The sequence below is a fragment of the Brachybacterium sp. NBEC-018 genome, from assembly GCF_024860185.1.
Taxonomy (GTDB): Bacteria; Actinomycetota; Actinomycetes; order Actinomycetales; family Dermabacteraceae; genus Brachybacterium; species Brachybacterium rhamnosum.
Genome location: NZ_CP100650.1, coordinates 3,283,789 through 3,303,894 on the forward strand (window position 1 = coordinate 3,283,789; position 20,106 = coordinate 3,303,894).

The following is a 20,106-nucleotide window of genomic DNA, read 5'->3' on the forward strand; positions in this document are numbered from 1 at the left end:
GTGGGCCACTGTAACCCCGGTGCTCCCGGCCCGCGGGCGGCCGCCCGGCCGCGATGTGACCTCCCTGTGACGAACATCGGAGAGTCCTGCACGACCCCGGGGGACCGGGCTCGGCTATCGTGGATCGGAAAGGGTGGTATGGGACTCTCCCCGTCGCCTCCGCGCGAGCGCGTGGTGCGGCATCGACGCCGCCCGGGAACGGAACGATGACCATGACGAACGTGACCGACACGGCCACGGGCCGCCACGGCCGCCGGCGCGTGGCCCTCGTGCTGCTCGCGATCATCGCGGTGCTCGCGGTGATCCTCGCGGGCGGCGCGCTGGCGTACGCCAAGCAGTTCGACGGCAAGGCGCTGCCCGGCACCACGGTGCTCGGCCAGGACGTCTCCGGCAAGAGCGCCGAGGAGATCGCCGCCCTCGTGGCGGGGAAGGCCGACGACGTCACCGTCACGATCGACGCCGGCGAGAACAGCAAGGACGTCGCCCTCGCCGATCTCGGCGTGAGCGTGGACGCCGACGCCACCGCCGCCGCCGCGCTCGACCGCGACCGGGCCCTTCCGGACGTCGTCGCCTCGACCTGGTCCGGCGAGCACGCCGTGCAGCCGGTCGTGGACGTCGACCAGAAGAAGGCCGCCGAGGTCGCGAAGGGGCTCGTCCCCGCGGACCGCACCCAGCCCGTCGACGCGAAGGTCGAGTACGACGCGGACGCCGGCACCTGGAACGCGGTGCCCGGCACCGCCGGCCAGGGAGTCGACCCGACGGCCCTCGTCGACACCGTCACCGAGAAGGCCGCCTCCCTCGAGTCCTTCACCGTCGAGCAGCCCATCGAGGAGATCGCCCCCGCGATCACCACCGACGAGGCGGAGAAGACGGTCGGCGAGATCGCCTCGCTCCTGGACCAGTCGATGGTCATCAAGGACGCCGACGGCGAGGTCCTCGAGATCTCGAAGGAGCGCCGGAGCAGCTGGCTCTCCGTCGCCGCCGACGAGGCCGGATCCGCCCTCGAGGTCTCCGTCGACGAGGACGCCGTGCGCGACTGGGTCGCCGAGCGCGCCGAGAAGCGGACCAAGGAGAAGAAGGACGGCATCGAGCAGGTCGACGAGTCCGGCAAGACCGTGAAGGTCGTCGCGGAGAAGCAGGACGGCGTCGAGATCACCAACACCGACGCCGTCGCGGACCAGCTCATCTCCTCCCTCCAGGGCACGAGCCCCTTCGAGGGCACCTTCGAGACGAAGTCCGTCGCCGCCGAGATCCAGAAGGTCGACGCCCCCGCCGACGAGGACGAGGACGAGGACGCCGCGACCGACGACGAGAAGGACGCGGACAAGGCCAAGGACGACAAGGAGAAGGCCACCTCCGAGGACTCCGAGGAGAAGGAGGAGGAGAACGCGACGCCGACCGGCGAGAAGTGGATCGACGTGAACCTCGCCGACAAGACCGTGACCGCCTACGTCGGCGACACCCCCGTGTGGGGCCCGCGCTCGATGGTCGACGGCAAGTCCGGCTACGAGACCGTCGAGGGCTCGTTCGAGGTCTACCTGACCTACGAGAAGCAGGACATGACCAACGCCTCCCGCTACCCGGTGGGCCACGAGAAGTACTACTACACCGAGGACGTCCCCTGGGTGCAGTACTTCCACGGCGGCTACGCCTTCCACGGCGCGCCCTGGCGCTCGTCCTTCGGCTACTCCGGCTCGCACGGCTGCATCAACCTGCCGGTCTCCGACGCGAAGTGGCTCTACGACTGGGGCGGCATGGGCACCCGGGTCGAGGTCCATCGCTGACCATCCCCTCCCCCGCATGCGCAGCGCCCCCGTCCGGTGATCCGGGCGGGGGCGCTGTGCGTGCGGAGGGTGCGGGACGGGGCGGACGCGGGCGACGGTGGCTCCGGCGCCGGGCGCCGCTCAGCTCCGGGCGTCGAGGGGGACGACGAGAAGCGGCTTCCAGCTGCCCTTCTCGGCTCGGACCACGGCGCACAGGGCGCCGTCGGCGTCGAGGGCCGCGACGGGCTGCTCGGAGCTGCCCTCCGCCCCGGGGAGCGGACGGCCGACGGCGAGGTCCGACGCGCCCGCCTCGTCGACCGTGATCGTCGGGAGGACCGCCCCGGCGACCGCCCCGAGCCCCCGCAGCGGGAGCTCCACGTCGTCGCCCTCGCCGCGGGCGGGGACGTGCAGGCCCTCGTCCACACCGAAGGGCCCGACCGCGGTGCGCCGCAGCGCCGTGAGGTGACCGCCGACGCCGAGGGCGGCGCCGAGGTCCCGGGCGAGGGCGCGCACGTACGTGCCCGAGGAGCAGCTGACCACGACGTCGAGGTCGAGGTGCGGGCCGTCCTCACGCCGCCCGAGCACCTCGAAGCGGGAGATGCGGACGCCGCGCGCGGCGAGCTGCACATCCTCCCCCGCGCGGGCGCGGGCATAGGCGCGCTTCCCGTCGACCTTGATCGCGGAGACGGTCGAGGGCACCTGCTGGATCTCCCCGCGCAGCGGGACCAGCGCCGCCTCGACCTGGGCCTCGGTGAGGTGGGCGGCGGGGACGACCTCGCCGATCTCCTCGCCCTCGCGGTCGTCGGTGGTCGTCGCGCGGCCCAGCCGGATCGTCGCGGTGTAGGTCTTGTCCAGCCCCACGAGGTAGGTCAGCAGGCGGGTGCCCTGGCCGACGCCGAGCACGAGCACGCCCGTGGCCATCGGGTCGAGCGTGCCGGCGTGGCCGACCTTCTTCGTGCCGAGCAGCCAGCGGACGCGCGCCACGACGTCATGGCTCGTGCGGTCCGGTGCCTTGTCGACCAGGAGGATGCCGTGGGGACCGCTCACGCGGTGGTGCCCCCGCGCACGTCGTCGGCGTCGGCGTCGGTGCCCTCGTCCTCGAGGTCGTCGTCGACGTCCTCACGGGGGACCCGGTAGGGGTCCTCCTCGCCGGCGAAGGCGGCGCCCTCCTTCGTGCGGGCGAGGTCCTCGTCCCGGGTGCGGGCGGTCACGAGGAGGTCCTCGATGGAGCGGGCGTTCTCCGGGATCGCGTCGAGGATGAACTCGAGGGTCGGGGTGAGGCGCACCCCGGTCTCGCGACCCACCTCGCGGCGCAGCATGCCCTTCGCGCTCTCGAGGGCGGCGGCGGTGCCCTCGCGCTCCTCGTCGGTCCCGTACACGGTGTAGAAGACCGTCGCGTGCTGGAGGTCCCCGGTCACGCGGACGTCGGTGACGGTCACGGTCCCCAGGCGCGGGTCCTTGACCTTCGTGTCGAGCTGGGTGGCGACGATCTGCTGGATGCGGTGGGCGAGGCGCCGCACGCGGGGGTTCTCGGTCATGAGGGGTCCTCCTGGGGACGGGTATCCGTCGCGGCGCCGAGGGCGGTGAGCTCCTCGAGCCGCGGGTGGGTCGTGGGCACCGCGAGCAGGACGTCGCGGTCGATGGACTGGTCCACGCGGTGGCGGAACGCTCCGTCGTGGCTGATCAGGCGCAGGCCGGCCGCCTCGAGCGCGCGGGAGGCGCCGGCGTGGTCCAGCGTATGCCGGTTCACCGCGAGCGCCACCCCGGCGCCGTCGCGCAGCAGGGCGCGCCAGCGCGGGGCCACCTCCTCGAGCACGGTGAGCGGGGAGCGGTCCCAGCCGCCGGCGGAGCGGGAGCCGTGCTGGACGCCGTAGGGCAGATCGGCGACGAGGGCGTCGACCGAGGCGTCCGGCAGCAGCTCGCCGAGGCGGCGGGTGTCGCAGCCCAGCAGGGTGAGGCGCTGGCCGCCGGTCTCGCGCTGGACGCGCTTGTCCTCCGCGAGCTCGACGTCCACGCGGGTGCCGAGCTGCTCGCCGCGCACGCTGAGCCGGCTCGCGGCGACCGTGTGCTTGTAGCGGTGGGTGCGCAGGTAGGTGGAGAGGAACGCCCGGTAGGCGTCGACGTCCTTGCGGTCGATCTCCGCGCCGACGGGGCTGAGCCCGAGCCGCAGCGCACGGTTCAGGGTGGTGCCGCGACCGGCCATCGGGTCGAGCAGCCGCAGGCTGCCGTCGCGCAGTCCGGCGCGACGCGTGGAGAGCGCGGCGGCGAGGTTCACGAGCAGGGCGGTGAACTGCTCGTTGGTCTTGCCGGGGTACTTCAGGATGGTCTCGAGGTCGTCCCCGTGGCGCAGGGTCGAGGGCACCGCGAGCGGCCGGAGCAGCGGCTCCTCCGCAACCTCCGCGCCATCCCCCACGAGCTCGAACAGCCCGTAGGTCGCGGAGAGCGTGGAGAGCAGGGCGGGGAGCGCGCACTCGGCGTCCGGATCACCGCCGGGCAGGGACACCTCGAGGGCGGGGATCCCGCCCACCGGGCGCTCGCTCACGGCGACGCCGGACCCCAGGTGCGCACCGAGGACCCAGCGGGCCTCGGCGAGCACGAGGGGCCCGGCGGCGGAGGTGTAGACGCGGTTCGCGGAGGGGGCGCGCAGCGCCAGGAGGGATCGGGTCATCTCGGGTCACCTCCTGATCGGGAGGTCCGGGTGCCGCAGATGCGGCACCCGGACCCTCGGCGATCAGCTGCGGGGCTTCTCCTGCATCTCGTAGGTCGTGATGACGTCCTCGAGCTGCAGATCGTTGTACGAGCCCAGGTTGATACCGCACTCGTACCCGTCGCGCACCTCGGTGACGTCGTCCTTGAAACGACGCAGACCGGCGATCTCGATGTTCTCCGAGACGACCACACCACCGCGGGTGATGCGGGCCTTCGCGCCGCGGCGGATGATGCCGCTGCGGACGATCGAGCCGGCGATGTTGCCGAACTTCGAGGAGCGGAAGATCTCGCGGATCTCCGCCGAGCCGAGCTCGACCTCCTCGTACTCCGGCTTGAGCATGCCCTTGAGGGCCTGCTCGATCTCGTCGATGGCGTTGTAGATGACCGAGTAGTACTTGATCTCCACGCCCTCGCGGTCGGCGTACTCCGCGTTCTGGCCCTCGGCGCGCACGTTGTAGCCGATGATGACGGCATCCGAGGCGACGGCCAGGTTGATGTTGTTCATCGTGATGGCGCCGACGCCGCGATCGATGATGCGCAGCTGCACCTCCTCGCCCACGTCGATGCCCAGCAGCGACTCCTCGAGCGCCTCGACCGCACCCGCGGCGTCACCCTTGAGGATGAGGTTGAGGGTCTCGATCTTGCCGTCGGCCATGTGCTGCGTGATGTCCTCGAGGCTGATGCGCTTGCGCACCTTGGACAGCGACGCGGCGCGCTTGGCCGCCTCACGCTTCTCGGCGATCTGGCGAGCGGTGCGCTCGTCGGCCGCGACCAGGAAGTTGTCACCGGCGCCGGGGACCGAGGTCAGACCGAGCACCTGGACGGGACGGGACGGACCCGCCTCCTCGACCGGGGTGCCGTCCTCGTCGAGCATTGCGCGCACACGGCCGTGGCCGATGCCGCAGACGATCGCATCGCCCACGCGCAGGGTGCCCTGCCGCACCAGCACCGTCGCGACCGGGCCGCGACCGCGGTCCAGGTTCGCCTCGATCGACACGCCGCGGGCGTCCTTGTCGGGGTTCGCCCGCAGGTCGAGGGACGCGTCCGCGGTGAGCAGGACGGCCTCGAGCAGCTTGTCGATGTTGAGGTTCTCGCGAGCGGAGACGTCGACGAACATCGTGTCGCCGCCGTACTCCTCGGCGATCAGGTTGTACTCGGTCAGCTGCTGGCGGATCTTGTCCGGGTTGGAGTCCGGCTTGTCGATCTTGTTGACCGCGACCACGATCGGCACGTTCGCCGCCTGGGCGTGGTTGAGCGCCTCGATGGTCTGGGGCATCACGCCGTCATCCGCGGCGACCACGAGGATCGCGATGTCGGTGACCTCGGCACCGCGGGCACGCATGGCGGTGAACGCCTCGTGGCCCGGGGTGTCGATGAACGTGATCGCGCGCTCGGCGCCCTCGTGCTCGACCGCGACCTGGTACGCACCGATGTGCTGGGTGATGCCGCCGGCCTCGCCCGCGGCCACCTTCGAGGACCGGATCGTGTCCAGCAGTCGGGTCTTGCCGTGGTCGACGTGGCCCATGACGGTGACGACCGGGGGCCGCGGGAGGCGGTCCTCGTCGTCCTCGTCCGCGAGCTCCGCGTCGAGATCGATGTCGAACTGCTCGAGCAGCTCGCGCTCCTCGTCCTCCGGGGAGACGATCTCGATCTTGTAGCCGAGCTCCTCGCCCAGCAGGCCGAAGGTGTCCTCGTCGAGGGACTGGGTGGCCGTGGCCATCTCGCCCATCGCGAAGAGCACGGTGATCAGCGATGCGGGGTTGACGTCGATGCGGTCCGCGAAATCGGACAGCGAGGCGCCGCGGCGCAGCCGGATGGTCGCGCCGTTGCCGCGGGGCAGCGAGACGCCGCCCGGGGCGGGAGCCTGCTGCTGCTCCCATTCCTGGCGCTTCGCGCGCTTCGACTTGCGCGAGCGGGCGGGCTTGCCGCCGCGCCCGAAGGCGCCCTGGGTGCTGCCGCGACCGCCGCGGCCGCCGCGGGGACCGCCGCCACCGCCGCCGGGACCGCCGCCGGGACGGGCACCGGGGCCGCCGCCGGGACGTGCGCCGCGGGGGCCGCGACCGTCGGCGCCCTTCGCGGCGTCCTGGAGACCGCCGTGGGCGTGCTGGTTCATGACGCCGGGCGTGGGCATGCCCGGACGCGCGCCGGCGGGGCGGGGACCGCCCGGACGGGGACCGCCGGGACGCTGCGCGCCCTGGCCCTGACCCTGGCCGTCACGCTGCGCGGGACGCGGGCCGCCCGGACGGGGCATGCCCTGCGAGCTCGCGAAGGGGTTGTTGCCCGGACGCGCGCTGCCACCCTCGCGAGGGCCGCGGCCGCCGGCACCGGCACCGCCCGGCTTGCGACCGGGACGGGGCATGCCCTGCGAGCTGGCGAACGGGTTGTTGCCGGGACGGGCACCGCCCGGACGCGGCGCGGGACGCTCGCCGCCGGGCTTCGGGGCGCCCGAGGGACGCTCCTCCTTCGCGGCGGGGCGCTCGTCCTTCGGCGCGGGGCGCGGGGCGCCCGGCTTCGGGGCGCCGGCGGGCTTCGCGGCGGGGCGCTCGGCACCGGCGGAGGGGGCCGACGCGACAGGGGCCTCGGCGGCGGGGGCCGACTGCTCGGCCGGGGCCGGGGCGGCCTCGGCGGCGGGCTTCTGCTCGGCGGCGGGCGCCGGGGCGGCACCCGGCTTCGGGGCGCTCTTGGCGCCGGGCTTGGGGGCGCCGCCGGGCTTGGGGGCACCGGCGGGCTTGGCGGACGGCGCCGGGGCCGACGCGCCGGAGTCGCCGGAGCCGGCGGGGAACTCCCCGCGCAGACGACGGGCGACGGGTGCCTCGATGGTCGACGAGGCGGAACGGACGAATTCGCCCATGTCCTGCAGCTTCTGCAGGACGACCTTGCTGGGCTGTCCGAGCTCCTTGGCGAGCTCGTGGACGCGGACCTTAGCCACTTTTCTCCTGTCTCGGTCCGGCCGACAGAAGGGCTCGGACCATTAATTCCAGAGGGTGCTCATGAGTGAGTACTCATCGGATGTCCATGGGTTCTTCTACTTCCACTGGATGGTGGGCTCGAAAGCCTCGAGATCCCCGAGCAGCTGATCGGTGCGCACCGCGCCGCGGAAGGACCGGGCGAGGCCGCCCCGTCGCAGGGCGAGGTCGAGGCACGACGCGTCGGGATGGAGCCAGGCCCCGCGGCCCGGGGCGACCTTGCGGGGGTCGAGCCGGATGAGCGGTGCCGTCCCATCGGGAGCGGGCTCCCGGACCAGACGCATCAGCTGATCGCGCGGGGCCGTCTCACGACAGCCGATGCACGTGCGCTCGGGGCGGTGGGGCGAAGGGCCAGCCATCGGTCCCTCTCTCTCCGTTCCGAGCGCCCTCCCCGGTGACGATCCGCCTCCCCGAAGGGCACGGACCAGCCAGGAATCCTGGAAGGACAGCTGGTCCAGTGTAGCGGACACGCCCGGGGCGCCGGGCACCGGGGAGTCGTGCGACACACCACCCCGCGCGCGGGCCCGCCCGGCCCGCGGCGCCGGTCAGGCGCCCGCGTCCTCCGCGGGGGCCGGGCCGTCGGGGTGGATGTCGATCTTCCAGCCGGTCAGCTTCGCCGCGAGGCGCGCGTTCTGTCCGTCCTTGCCGATCGCGAGCGAGAACTGGGTCGCGGGGACCGTCGCGCGGACCGCCCGACCGACCTCGTCGACCACGACAACGCTCGTGACCTTCGAGGGCGAGAGCGCGTTGGCGACGTAGGTGGTCGGGTCCTCCGAGTAGTCGACGATGTCGATCTTCTCGCCGCTGAGCTCGCTCATCACCGCGCGCACGCGGGCGCCCATCGGGCCGATGCAGGCGCCCTTGGCGTTCAGACCCGGCACGGTCGCGCGGACCGCCATCTTGGTGCGGTGCCCCGCCTCGCGGGCGATCCCGGCGATCTCGACGGAGCCGTCGGCCACCTCGGGGACCTCGAGGGCGAACAGCCGCCGCACGAGGTTCGGGTGCGAGCGCGAGAGCGTGATCTGGGGGCCCTTGGGGCCGCGACGGGCCTCGGTGACGTAGGCGCGCAGGCGCTTGCCGTGGGAGTAGTCCTCCCCGGGGACGCGCTCGTGCGGCGGCAGCACCGCCTCGACCTCGCCGAGGTCCACGAGCACCATCCGCGGGTCGCGGCCCTGCTGGATGATGCCGGAGACGATGTCGTCCTCGCGATCGGCGTACGTGCCGAGCACGGCGTCGTCCTCGAGATCGCGGATGCGCTGGAAGATCACCTGGCGCGCGGTGGAGGCGGCGACGCGGCCGAAGTTCTCCGGGGTGTCGTCCCACTCCTCGAGGACGTTGCCCTCGGCGTCGCGCTCGCGGGCGATGACGGCGACCTCACCGGTGCGCTCGTCGATCAGCACCTCGGAGTCCCGCACCGGGTGGTCGGTGTGGAGGTACGCGGCGTGGAGCGCGGAGCGGATGGCGTCCAGCAGCACGGGCAGGCTGATCTCGCGCTCGCGCTCGAGCGCGCGCAGCGCCCCCATGTCGATGTCCATCTCAACTCTCCTTCGGTGCGGTGTGGCCGGCCTCGGCGAGCAGCTGCTCGAGATCGGCGGGCGGGTCGAACTCGATCTGCACCCGTGCCGACTCGACCTCGGACACGGGGATCTCGAGGCGGTCGGGGGTGCCGGCGGGCAGCTTGCGCGGCCGGCCGCGGTCGTCGCGGCCCGCCTCCGGGCGCAGGAGCACCGCCTCGGCCTCGGTCACGGCGAGGATCCGGGCACGGTGCTCCTCGCCCTGCGCGGTGCGCAGCTCGACGAGGCGGCCGCGGGCGCGACGGAAGTGGCGGGCGGCGGTGAGCGGGCGGTCCACGCCGGGGGTGGTCACCTCGAGCAGCGCGGGATCGGGGCCCAGCAGCGCATCGTCCTCGTCGACCATGTCGTTCAGCGCACGGGAGACGAGGGCGACGGTGTCGAGGTCCACGCTGCCCGAGCGGTCCTCGGGGAGGTCGACGACGACGCGGATCTCCGGCATCCCGGAGCGGGGCCGCACCTGGATGTCCTCGAGCACGAGATCGTGGTCCGCGAGCAGGCGCTCCGCGGCCTCCCGCAGGGCCGGATACGGGTCGAGGGTGCTCATCGGCGCTCTTCTCCTCCTGCGTATGGCGCCCGCGCGGGGCGGGGCGTGGGGTCCGTGCGCCGGGGTGCCGGCAGGGACCGCTCCAGGATAGTGGTCCACCGCCCTGAACGCGCCCCGGGAGGCCTCCGGTGCGACAATCCTCCCGTGCTCCGCATGCTCCCCGATCCCTCAGACCCCGGCCGTCCGGCTCCCGGCCGCCGGGAGACTTCCGTCCGTCGGGCGCCGGCGTCGCGGCCGGGGCGCCGCGCCGTGCTCCTGGCCGGGGCGTCGACCGGTCTGCTCGCGCTCACGGGCTGCGGCACGGTGCGCCTGGGCGGGCCGGCCCCCTACACCCCTCCCCCGCCCGGCATCGACGACCTCTACCGCAAGGACCTGCTGGCCTCCCTCGAGGCCTGCCTCGCCGGGGCCCGAGTCGTCGCGGAGGCGACGGATCCGGGGACGGACACGGCGACCGCCGAGGTGCTCTCCGAGCTCGTGGGCGTCCTGCCAGCGCAGCGTGACGCCCTGCGCACCGGCGCGGAGCTCGAGGACGCCGCGAGCGCCGAGGCCGCCGGCTCCCCGACGGCGACGGTCTCCCCCTCCGCCTCCCCCGCCGCCGACGCCGCCGCCCTCGTCGCGGCGCTGTCCGATCTGCGGGTGCTGTGCACCTCTGCCGCGCGCCAGGTCTCCGGCTCCCTCGCCCGGCCCGTCGCCGCCGTCGGAGCGCACGTGCACTGGGCGGCGCTGCGGCTCGCCGCGGCGAGCGGATCGGGCGAGCTCGCCGCACTGCCCGCGGCGGAGGAGATCGTCCCCACCCGGACCGTGCCCGAGACCGACCCGCCGTCCATCGGCGCCGAGTCCGACTACCACCTCACGATCGAGGCGGCGCAGGACCAGGAGTGGTACGCCGGATACGTGCACGAGGTCCTCGCGGCGCGCACCGCGGACGAGGAGCGCACCGCGCACGAGCAGGCGAGCACGCTGCACCGGGACCGGGCGGCGGCCCTCGCGGCGGCCGCGCAGGAGGACGGCGCCCCCGTGGTGGAGCGGAAGGCGGTGTACGCCCTGCCGGTCGAGCCCCTCGACGAGGACACCGCGGCGAAGCTCCCCGCACAGGTCTCCACGGCGCTGCTCGACGCGCATCTCGCCCTCACCGGTGCGGCGCCCTTCGCGCGGCGCCCGCTCGGGATCGCGGCCGCGCTCGCGGAGGCGGGCGTGCTCGCCCCGCTCACGAGCGCGATGGATCCGCTGCCCTCCCTGGACATCTCGCAGCGGGGCGCCGACGGCTGAGCCGTCGGCGCCCCGTGCGTCGTCCCGTCCGCGGGATCAGGCGTCGGCGAGACCGCGCACCGTCGCGACGACGGCCTCGGGCGCGACCTCCTGGACGGATCCGGCGACGCGGTCGCGGACCTCGACGATGCCCTCCGCCAGCCCGCGGCCCACGACCACGGTCGCGGGGATGCCGATGAGCTCGGCGTCCTTGAACTTCACGCCCGGGGAGACCTTGGGACGGTCGTCGTAGAGCACGTCGTACCCGGCGGCCTCGAGCTGCTCCGCGAGCTCCGCGGCCTTCGCGAAGATCGCCTCGTCCTTGCCGGTCGCGAGCACGTGCACGTCCATCGGCGCGACGGAGCGCGGCCACGCGAGGCCCTTGTCGTCGTGGTGCAGCTCGGCGATCGCGGCGACCGCACGGGTCACGCCGATCCCGTAGGAGCCCATCGTGACCGTGACGGCCTTGCCGTTCACGTCCAGGACCTTCACGTCGAGCGCCTCGGCGTACTTGCGGCCCAGCTGGAAGATGTGGCCCATCTCCATGCCGCGGGTCAGGCGCAGCGGCCCGGAGCCGTCGGGCGCGGGGTCGCCGTCGCGCACCTCCGCCGCCTCGATCGTGCCGTCGGCCGTGAAGTCGCGGCCGAAGACGAGGTCGTAGACGTGCTTGCCGGCCTCGCCCGCGCCGGCGACCCAGCGCGTGCCCTCGGAGACCCGCGGGTCCACGACGTAGCGGATCTTCGACGCCGACTCCAGGCCCAGGCCCGCCGGTCCGATGTACCCCTTGGCGAGCACGGGGTGGCGGGCGAAGTCCTCCTCCGTGAAGGGCGCGGCGACCGCCGGGGCGACCGCGACCTCGAGGCGCTTCTCGTCGATCTCGCGATCGCCGGGCAGCGCGATGACGAGCGGCTCGGTGCTGCCGTCGGGGTGCGTGAGCAGGTAGACGAGGTGCTTGAGCATCTCGTAGCGGGTCCAGCTGCCGTCCTCCGCGACGTAGCCGCCGCCGGGGTAGGTCGCGTTGGAGAAGTCCGTGAGCGCGGCGATGGTCGAGGCACCGGGGGTCTGCTCGACATGGGCGGCGGGCAGCGCGGCGATCTCCTCCGCGGACAGCGGCGCCGGGGCCACGGTCGTCACGGCCTCGACGTTCGCGGCGTAGCCGCCGTCGGTCACCACGAAGGTGTCCTCGCCGACGGGCGTCGGGTGGAGGAACTCCTCGGAGCGGGAGCCGCCCATGGCGCCCGCATCCGCCTGGCAGATCACGACGGGCAGGCCGAGGCGGGAGAAGGTCCGCTGGTACGCCTGACGCTGACGGTCGTAGGAGGCGTCGAGACCGGCGTCGTCGACGTCGAAGGAGTAGGCGTCCTTCATGACGAACTCGCGCACGCGCAGCAGACCGGCGCGGGGGCGCGCCTCGTCGCGGTACTTGTGCTGGACCTGGTAGAGCATGACCGGGAGGTCCTTGTAGGAGCTGAACAGGTCCTTCACCGCGAGGGCGAACATCTCCTCGTGGGTGGGGGCGAGGAGGTAGTCCGCGCCCTTGCGGTCCTGGAGACGGAACAGCGTGGGCCCGTACTCCTCCCAGCGGCCGGTCGCCTCGTAGGGCTCGCGGGGCTGCAGCGCGGAGAACAGCAGCTCCTGGCCGCCGATCGCGTCCTGCTCCTCGCGCACGATCTGCTCGACCTTGCGCATCACCTTCAGGCCCAGCGGCAGCCAGGTGTACACACCCGGGGCGGAGCGGCGGATGTACCCGGCGCGCACCAGCAGCTTGTGGCTCGCGACCTCGGCATCCGACGGGTCCTCGCGCAGCGTGCGGACGAACGAGGAGGACATGCGGATCATGGAGGGGCCTTTCGGACGTGAGGGGGCGGCCGGCTCTCGCGCGGGCACCGGGACCATGGTAAGGGCGCGCACGTACGCTGGTGCGCACGCGCGACGAGCAGGGAGGTGCATGCCATGGAGGTGGCCTCCTCCCGCCCTGCCCGCCGGTCGCTGCTCCTGGGCGGCGGGCTGCTCGGGGCGGGCGCGCTCGGCGCCGGGGCCCTCGCCCTGCGCGAGGATCCCCGCACCGAGGCACCGCTGCTCTCGGCGAGCGTCGCGATCGCGGCCGACGGTCGACGCCACCTGGTGGGCGGCGACTCCTCGATCCCCGCCTCCCGGCTGCGACCGGGCACCCGGCTGCTCGCCTCCGTCCCCGAGGACGCCGCCCCCGCCCGCCGCGCCGCCGCGTTCATGGCGACGGCCCGGCCCTGGCTGGACACGGTGCCCGCGGCGCACTCCGAGCTCGCGGCCTCCGCTCTCGCGGACCTCTGGGTGCTGGGCGACGACGCCCCCGCCCCGGTCGCCGGATGGTCGCGTAACTGGCGCTACCTGTGGCCGCGCGACGGCGCCTTCTGCGCGGTCGCGCTCGCCCGCGCCGGGCTGTACGACGAGGCGCTCGGTATCCTCTCCCACCTGCAGTCCCTGCAGCGGGAGGGGAGCTGGTTCGAGGCCCGCTACGACCTCGCCACGGGCCGCGCCCCGGACGACCGGCCCCCGCAGTTCGACGGGACCGGGCTCGTCTTCTGGGCGGTGGCGGAGGTCCTGGCGGCGCTGCCCACCCCCGAGCGGCGCGCGACCGCCGCCGGCGGGCTCGAGCGCCTCGTGACCCGCTCGCGGGACCTGCTGCGCTCGGGCACCGGCCACGGCGAGCAGCTGCCGCCCGTCTCCCCCGACTACTGGGAGCTGCGCGAGCGCTCGGTGACGCTCGCCCTGATGGCGACGACCCTCGCCGGCTGGAAGGCCGCCGCGACCGTGAGCGGCGAGAGCGGGGACGCCGAGGCCGCGGAGGCCTTCGCCGCGCTGCTGCGCGAGGAGTTCGGGCCGGCCGGGTACCAGCGCTACGCCCGGCGCGGGGGCGCCGACTCCGCGCTCGCCCTGCTGGCGGCGCTCGGCGCCGCGGACGTCGTCCCCGCCGCGGACCTCACCCGCCTCGGGGACACGCTCCGCCGTCCCGCCGGCGGCATCGCCCCCGGGGCGCGCTGGAAGCGGGACGGCATCAGCTGGACCCCGTCCACGAGCCTGCTCGCCCTGGGCCTCGCCCGCACCGGCGCTGATGACGAGGCGGGCTCGCTCCTGACCTGGCTCGCGGAGCATCGCACCGCCGCCGGCTCGCTCAGCGAGAAGGTGCTCTTCGACGGGCGCCCCGCGGCCGTCGCCCCGCTCGCCTGGACGGCCGCGAACACAATCCTCACGATCGACGCGCTGCGCGAGGGCTGACCACCGCGCGATGCCCGGCCCGCAGGGGGGCCGACGGCTGGGCTCAGCGGTCGAGGATCGCGTCCACGGCCTGGTCCGGGGACACCGTCCCGGTGTCCAGCACCAGCGCGTCCTCCGGGGCGGGGAGCAGGGGGAGCGCGAGGATCTCCCGCAGCGCGCCGGGGTCGGTGAGCTTGCCCCGCTCGGCCCGGTCAGGATCGTCCACCCGCGCCAGCAGAGTCTCCGTGCCGGCCTGCAGCCACACGGGCACGAACCGCACGCCGCGACGTCCGGCGAGGGCGCGCAGCCGCTCCACGTGGGCGGCGCTCCCGGGAGCATCGGCCAGCCAGACCGTGAACACATGGCTGAGCCGGGCGGGCGCGGCCTCGGTCGCCTCGATCACCACGTCCCACACCCGTGCGCGCAGGGCATCGGTCGCCTCGAGGCGCACCTCGGGCGAGCGGTTCAGACCGATCGGCACGAAGACCGCGTTGTTGACCAGGTGGTTGTCCACGACGATCGCTCCCGTGCGCCGCTCGAGCTCTCGATTGATCGTGAGCTTGCCCGCGGCGGGCGGACCGACGAGCAGGACCAGCGACGGGCCCTGCCCGACATCGTTCCCGGAGGGTCGGTCAGGGGATGCGGACATGCGGGGAACATACCGGCCGACGCACGCCCGCGCACGGGGAATCCGGCGCGACCGCGCGGTCGGTGGCCGTGCCGTGTGGTCGAGGAGCGTGTGGTCGAGGAGCCGTGCCGACCGGTCCCGGGCGGGGCTCGGCACCCGGTGACGGGCCGCAGACCGCTCAGAACAGGATGGTGGAGAGCTCCCCCGCCTCGTGGAACCCGGCCGCCGCATAGGCGCGGCGCGCGGGCTCGTTGAAGTCGTTCACGTAGAGGGAGACCTGCGGGGCGAGGTCCGCGCGCACCTGCGAGACGAGCTGCGCCATCGCCGCCCGCCCGAGGCCGCGGCTGCGGTGCCCCGGTCGCACCCACACGCCGTGCACCTGGGCGACCGGGCCGAAGATCGCGCCGACGTCGGCCTTGAACAGCACGAGCCCGTCGTGCATGACGACGTAGGTGCGGCCCGCGCGGATGAGCTCGGTGACCCGGTTCCCGTAGGAGCGGCCGCCGTCGCCGCGCGTGGGATCGGCCCCCACCTCCTCACGGAACATCGCGACCGCGGCGGGGAACACGGCGGACTCCTCCCCCGGGCGTGCTCGGCGCAGGCCGACGTCCGCGAGGGCCGCGGGCGTCTCGTCCGCGACGAGCAGCGGCTGGCTCCAGCGGTACTCCCGCACCTGGCCCGCCCAGGTGGGCGCCATCGGTGCCCACATCGCCTCGACCGCCTGCCGCGGCCCCACCACGGAGCTCGAGCGGCGGGAGCGGCCCGCGAGGTGGCGGCCGAACTCCTCGAGCACCTCGGGACCCGCCCCGAGCGGCGACAGGTTCACCCCGTGCCAGAGCAGACCCTCGGGGGCGTCGTCCTCACCCAGCACGGAGAACTCGGCGGCGGTGCTGCCGGCACGGGCGAGCTCCGCGAGGCGCGCACCGCCCAGGGTGTTGAGCACGGGCTCCTCGAGCGCGAGGGAGAGGGCGGGCTCGACCGCCGCGCCCCGCAGCGGGCGCACGCGGCCCCCGCGGCGGAACACCGGTGGCCTCAGCTCACGGAGACGGACGGCGCGCCCTCGGCGCCCTCGCCCATCTCGGCGGCGATGCGGTTCGCCTCCGCGAGCAGCGTCTCGACGATCTCCGCCTCCGGCACGGTCTTGATGACCTCGCCCTTGACGAAGATCTGGCCCTTGCCGTTGCCGGAGGCGACGCCGAGATCCGCCTCGCGCGCCTCGCCCGGCCCGTTGACGACGCAGCCCATGACGGCGACGCGCAGCGGGACCTCGAGGTGCTTGAGGCCCTCGGTGACCTCCTCGGCGAGCGTGTACACGTCGACCTGGGCGCGGCCGCACGAGGGGCAGGAGACGATGTCGAGCTTGCGCGGCTTGAGGTTCAGCGACTGCAGGATCTGGTTGCCGACCTTGACCTCCTCCACCGGCGGGGCGGAGAGGGACACGCGGATCGTGTCGCCGATGCCCTCGCCGAGCAGGATGCCGAAGGCGACGGAGGACTTGATGGTGCCCTGGAAGGCGGGGCCGGCCTCGGTGACGCCGAGGTGGAGCGGCCAGTCGCCCTCCGCGGAGAGCTGCCGGTAGGCCTCGACCATGATCACCGGGTCGTTGTGCTTCACGGAGATGCCGAAGTCGTGGAAGTCGTGCTCCTCGAACAGCGAGGCCTCCCACTTCGCGGACGCCACGAGCGCCTCCGGGGTGACCCGGTCGCCCTTCATCATGCGGGGGTCGATCGAGCCGGCGTTCACGCCGATCCGCAGGGCCGTGCCGTGGTCCTTCGCGGCCTTCGCGATGTCCTTGATCTGGTCGTCGAAGCGACGGATGTTGCCGGGGTTCACGCGGACCCCCGCGCAGCCCGCCTCGATCGCGGCGAAGACGTACTTGGGCTGGAAGTGGATGTCCGCGATCACGGGGATCGGGGACTTCGCGGCGATCGCGACGAGCGCGTCGGCGTCCTCCTGCCGGGGGCACGCGACGCGGACGATGTCGCAGCCCGCGGCGGTCAGCTCCGCGATCTGCTGGAGCGTCGCGTTGATGTCGTGGGTGGGGGTCGTCGTCATCGACTGCACCGTGATCGGCGCGTCGCCGCCCACGAAGATGTCGCCCAGCTTGACCTTGCGGGTCCTCCGCCGGGGGGCGAGGACCGGCGGGGGCGTCTTGACGGAGGGGATGCCGAGGCTCACGGAAGTCACCGCTCCATTATCGCCCCCTCGCGCCCCGAGGGGGAGCGAGGTGCGACACCTCCACCACTCCCCCACGCCCCGCGTGGCCCCGGGCACAGGCGCGGCCGCTCCGGCCCCGCCTCAGAACAGCGTGATCGGGTTGACGACGTCCGCGTAGATCAGCAGCACCGTCATGCCGATGAACAGCAGGGCGACCGCGTTGGTCAGCGGCAGCATCCGCGACATGTCCACGGGGCCCGGGTCCGGGCGCCCGCGCAGCCGGGCGAAGGCACGGCGCACGCCCTCGATGAGCGCGCCCAGCACGTGCCCGCCGTCCAGGGGCAGCAGCGGCACCAGGTTGAACACGAACAGCGCCATGTTCAGCGAGGCCAGCATCGAGATCAGCGAGGCGACCTTCTGCTGGAGGGCGAAGCCCGGCTCGTCGGCCGCGACGATCTCCCCGGCGAGGCGGGAGACGCCCACGACGCCGACGGGGCCGTTCGGGTCCCGCTCCCCGGAGCCGAAGGCCGCGACGGCGACGTCGTAGAGGCGCACCGGGAGGGTCACGACGACCTTCGCGGTGCCGACGAAGGCGCTGCCCACCATGCCGGGCACCTCGAGCGGGGACTGGCGCACGAGCGCCGGGGTGCCGGAGACCCCGAGGAAGCCGACCTCCTCGGTGACGTAGGCGCCGTTCTCGTCGGTCTCCGCGCTGCCGTCCGCCGCATAGACGGGGCGGTCGTCGAGGATCGGCGTCGCCGTGAGGTCCAGGCGCTCGCCGTCCCGCTCGACGACCACGTCGATCTCGCGGCCGCCCGCGGCGCGCACCGCGGCGGTGACGTCGTCCCAGGTGGAGATCTCGGCACCGTCGATCCGGAGGATCTCGTCCCCGGGGCGGATGCCCGCGGCCATCGCCGGGGCCTCCTGCTCACCGGCGCAGGAGGCGTCGGCCGCGGCGTCCGCCGGCAGCACGCACTGCGAGACCGACTGCACCCGGGGCGTCACCTCCGGCATGCCGATCCCGCAGGCGAGCACCGTCATGAGCACGGTCGCGATGAGCAGGTTCATGACCGGACCGCCGAGCATCACCACGAGCTTGCGGGGCACGCTGAGGGCGACGAAGGTGCGGTGCGCGTCCTCGGGGCCGTACTGGGAGGACTCGTACTCCTTGGCCTCGTCCGCGAGCTGCTGGAACATGCCGGTGGAGTCCTCGCGGACGGTGCCCTCGGGCTCCCCCTTGTGCGGCGGGTACATGCCGATCATGCGGATGTAGCCGCCGAGCGGGATCGCCTTGAGGCCGTACTCGGTCTCCCCGCGGCGCCAGGAGCGGACCGTGGGCCCGAACCCGATCATGTACTGCGTGACCTTGACGCTGAAGCGCTTGGCGGGCAGGAGGTGCCCGAGCTCGTGGAGCGCGATCGACACCCCGAGGCCGAGGGCCACCAGCACGATGCCCAGCACGAAGAGCAGGACGCTCACGAAGCGCTCTCCGCGAGTGTGATCTGCTCCTGCGCGGCGCGGCGGGCCCAGGCCTCGACCTCGAGCAGCGCGGCGGCGCCGCCGTCGAGATCGGCACGGGGACGGTCGGGGCGGGAGAGGACCTCCGCCACCAGGTCGACGATGCCGAGGAAGCCCAGGCGGCCCTCGAAGAAGGCGTCGACGGCCTCCTCGTTGGCGGCGTTCAGCACGGCCATCGCACCGCCGCCCTCACGGTGGGCGCCGCGGGCGAGGCGGATCGCCGGGAAGGTCTCCTCATCCACCGGCTCGAAGGTCCAGGACTGCGCCGCCGTGAAGTCGAGCGGCGCCGCGAGGCCGGGCAGCTTCTCGGGATGCGCGAGGGCCCAGCCGATCGCGTGGCGCATGTCCGGCGGGCTCGCCTGCGCGATCGTCGAGCCGTCCACGAGCGTCGCCATGGAGTGCACGATCGACTGCGGGTGCACGACGACGTCGACGCGGTCCTCGGGCAGGTCGAAGAGGAAGCAGGCCTCGATCACCTCGAGCGCCTTGTTCACGAGCGTCGCGGAGTTCGTGGTGATCACACGCCCCATCGCCCAGGTGGGATGGGCGAGCGCCTGATCGGGGGTGACGTCGGCGAGCTCGGCCCGCGTGCGGCCGCGGAAGGGGCCGCCGGAGGCGGTGACGACGAGCCGGCCCACCTGATCGGGGCGCACACCCGCGAGGGCCTGCGCGATCGCGGTGTGCTCGGAGTCCACGGGGAGGATCTGCCCGGGCACCGCGGCCCGTGTGACGAGGGGGCCGCCCACGACGAGCGACTCCTTGTTCGCGAGGGCGAGCCGCGCGCCGGATTCGAGCGCGGCGAGGGTGGGCAGCAGGCCCACGGAGCCGGTGACGGCGTTGAGGACCACGTCCCCCGCGCCGAGCGCGCCCGCGAGGGCGGTGATCCGCTCCTGCCCGGCGTCCAGGTGCGGAGCAGTGATCCCCTCCGCGGTGCACGCCGCGGTCACGGCCGCGGCGACCGCGTCGAGCCGGTCGGGATCGGCGACGACGACCCGCTCGGGGCGGTGCACGAGGACATGCTCGGCCACGAGCTCCGGGCGGGAGCCGCCGACGGCGAGGCCGTGGACGCGGACCGTGCCCGGGTAGCGGGAGACGACGTCGAGGGTCTGCGTGCCGATCGAGCCGGTCGAGCCGAGCAGGACGAGCCGGCGTGACGGGGCGGAGGTCACGGCACGGAGGCCATCACGTCCGCGACGTGGTCGAGGTACACGTCGACGACGGCCTCACGGTAGCCGTCACCGCCGCGGCGGCGACGGAAGGCGGCGCGGCGCACGTCGTCCACGCTCATCGGGTGCCCCTCGGTGAAGTACGCGACGAGCTGGTCGCAGAGCGCGTCGACGTCGGCGCGGTCGTACGCGGCCTCGCCGTCGGCCCCCGGGGCGAAGCGCTCCCCGGCGGGACGCTCGAGGCGCTCCTTGAGGACCTCCGCGCGCTCGGTGAGCTCCGCGATCCAGGACTCCTCGCCCTTCTCCGCGATCGCATCGTCACGGGCCTGCAGGGCGAAGGCGTCGGAGAGACGGTCCAGCGCCTCGTCGACGACGCGCATGTCGTAGCCGCCGCGCTCGGTGCCGAAGCTCGCGGAGGTGATGTCCGCCCCGTCGAAGCCGGCCTCGCGGCCCTCGTAGGCGGTGCGGGCACGGGCCAGGAACTCGTCGACCTCGTGCATGTCGTACCCGACGCTGAACCGCGAGACGCGCTCGAACGATGTGCTCACCAGATGGGTCCTTCCTCGGTGCTGTCGGTGCCCCACTGTAGCGGCGGGGCC

At 73.8% G+C, this 20,106-nt stretch carries 17 protein-coding genes; 3 read left to right on the top strand and 14 right to left on the bottom strand.

Features of this window, described 5'->3' with window-relative positions; genetic code table 11:
* Positions 1-212 precede the first annotated feature (212 nt).
* Positions 213-1,784 carry a L,D-transpeptidase gene (locus NLU66_RS14905; protein WP_259360407.1) on the top strand — a complete coding sequence of 524 codons (1,572 nt, stop codon included), beginning with the start codon at positions 213-215 and terminating at the stop codon, positions 1,782-1,784.
* Between the two features lie 120 nt (positions 1,785-1,904).
* On the opposite strand, the gene truB is transcribed toward NLU66_RS14905, so the two are convergent.
* The 7 genes from truB to rimP all read right to left on the bottom strand — a co-directional run bounded on the left by truB (position 1,905) and on the right by rimP (position 9,556).
* Positions 1,905-2,810: a tRNA pseudouridine(55) synthase TruB gene (gene truB, locus NLU66_RS14910; RefSeq protein ID WP_259360408.1), complete on the bottom strand. Its 906-nt coding sequence runs from the start codon at positions 2,808-2,810 to the stop codon at positions 1,905-1,907.
* The gene (gene rbfA / locus NLU66_RS14915) at positions 2,807-3,301 is read right to left on the bottom strand and encodes a 30S ribosome-binding factor RbfA (protein WP_259360409.1); all 495 of its coding nucleotides are present in this window, start codon (positions 3,299-3,301) and stop codon (positions 2,807-2,809) included. The genes truB and rbfA overlap by 4 nt, the downstream gene beginning before the upstream one ends.
* Complete coding sequence (locus tag NLU66_RS14920; RefSeq protein WP_259360410.1) at positions 3,298-4,431, bottom strand: TRM11 family SAM-dependent methyltransferase; 1,134 nt, start codon at positions 4,429-4,431, stop codon at positions 3,298-3,300. The genes rbfA and NLU66_RS14920 overlap by 4 nt, the downstream gene beginning before the upstream one ends.
* A gap of 63 nt (positions 4,432-4,494) precedes the next feature.
* Positions 4,495-7,401, bottom strand: coding sequence for a translation initiation factor IF-2 (gene infB / locus NLU66_RS14925; RefSeq protein ID WP_259360411.1), 2,907 nt, complete (start codon positions 7,399-7,401; stop codon positions 4,495-4,497).
* A 96-nt stretch (positions 7,402-7,497) separates the two neighbouring features.
* Positions 7,498-7,797 (bottom strand): YlxR family protein, encoded by a 300-nt coding sequence (locus tag NLU66_RS14930; RefSeq protein ID WP_259360412.1) that lies wholly within the window; start codon positions 7,795-7,797, stop codon positions 7,498-7,500.
* Between the two features lie 186 nt (positions 7,798-7,983).
* Positions 7,984-8,973, bottom strand: coding sequence for a transcription termination factor NusA (nusA, locus tag NLU66_RS14935; RefSeq protein WP_137771272.1), 990 nt, complete (start codon positions 8,971-8,973; stop codon positions 7,984-7,986).
* A 1-nt stretch (position 8,974) separates the two neighbouring features.
* A complete protein-coding gene (gene rimP, locus NLU66_RS14940; protein WP_259360413.1) occupies positions 8,975-9,556 on the bottom strand; it encodes a ribosome maturation factor RimP in 582 nt (193 codons plus the stop codon).
* A gap of 249 nt (positions 9,557-9,805) precedes the next feature.
* Here rimP and NLU66_RS14945 point away from each other — a divergent pair, with 249 nt between their 5' ends.
* A complete protein-coding gene (locus NLU66_RS14945; protein WP_259360414.1) occupies positions 9,806-10,825 on the top strand; it encodes a ferritin-like domain-containing protein in 1,020 nt (339 codons plus the stop codon).
* Between the two features lie 36 nt (positions 10,826-10,861).
* Here the strand turns inward: NLU66_RS14945 and NLU66_RS14950 are convergent, their stop codons facing one another.
* On the bottom strand, positions 10,862-12,643 hold the full coding sequence (locus NLU66_RS14950) for a proline--tRNA ligase (protein ID WP_259360415.1): 1,782 nt from the start codon (positions 12,641-12,643) through the stop codon (positions 10,862-10,864).
* Between the two features lie 114 nt (positions 12,644-12,757).
* On the opposite strand from NLU66_RS14950, the gene NLU66_RS14955 reads away from it, so the two are divergent.
* Positions 12,758-14,059, top strand: coding sequence for a hypothetical protein (locus NLU66_RS14955; RefSeq protein WP_259360416.1), 1,302 nt, complete (start codon positions 12,758-12,760; stop codon positions 14,057-14,059).
* 43 nt (positions 14,060-14,102) lie between these two features.
* On the opposite strand, the gene NLU66_RS14960 is transcribed toward NLU66_RS14955, so the two are convergent.
* The 6 genes from NLU66_RS14960 to NLU66_RS14985 all read right to left on the bottom strand — a co-directional run bounded on the left by NLU66_RS14960 (position 14,103) and on the right by NLU66_RS14985 (position 20,055).
* A complete protein-coding gene (locus NLU66_RS14960) occupies positions 14,103-14,687 on the bottom strand; it encodes an AAA family ATPase (protein WP_259360417.1) in 585 nt (194 codons plus the stop codon).
* A 157-nt stretch (positions 14,688-14,844) separates the two neighbouring features.
* Positions 14,845-15,690, bottom strand: coding sequence for a DUF4081 domain-containing GNAT family N-acetyltransferase (locus NLU66_RS14965; RefSeq protein WP_259360418.1), 846 nt, complete (start codon positions 15,688-15,690; stop codon positions 14,845-14,847).
* Positions 15,691-15,698: 8 nt separating this feature from the next.
* On the bottom strand, positions 15,699-16,853 hold the full coding sequence (gene ispG, locus NLU66_RS14970) for a flavodoxin-dependent (E)-4-hydroxy-3-methylbut-2-enyl-diphosphate synthase (RefSeq protein WP_137771277.1): 1,155 nt from the start codon (positions 16,851-16,853) through the stop codon (positions 15,699-15,701).
* A gap of 111 nt (positions 16,854-16,964) precedes the next feature.
* Positions 16,965-18,302 carry a M50 family metallopeptidase gene (locus tag NLU66_RS14975; protein WP_259360419.1) on the bottom strand — a complete coding sequence of 446 codons (1,338 nt, stop codon included), beginning with the start codon at positions 18,300-18,302 and terminating at the stop codon, positions 16,965-16,967.
* Positions 18,299-19,510, bottom strand: a complete 1,212-nt coding sequence (gene dxr / locus NLU66_RS14980) for a 1-deoxy-D-xylulose-5-phosphate reductoisomerase (protein WP_259360420.1) — start codon at positions 19,508-19,510, stop codon at positions 18,299-18,301. The genes NLU66_RS14975 and dxr overlap by 4 nt, the downstream gene beginning before the upstream one ends.
* Positions 19,507-20,055: a DivIVA domain-containing protein gene (locus NLU66_RS14985; protein ID WP_137771280.1), complete on the bottom strand. Its 549-nt coding sequence runs from the start codon at positions 20,053-20,055 to the stop codon at positions 19,507-19,509. The genes dxr and NLU66_RS14985 overlap by 4 nt, the downstream gene beginning before the upstream one ends.
* Positions 20,056-20,106: the final 51 nt, after the last annotated feature.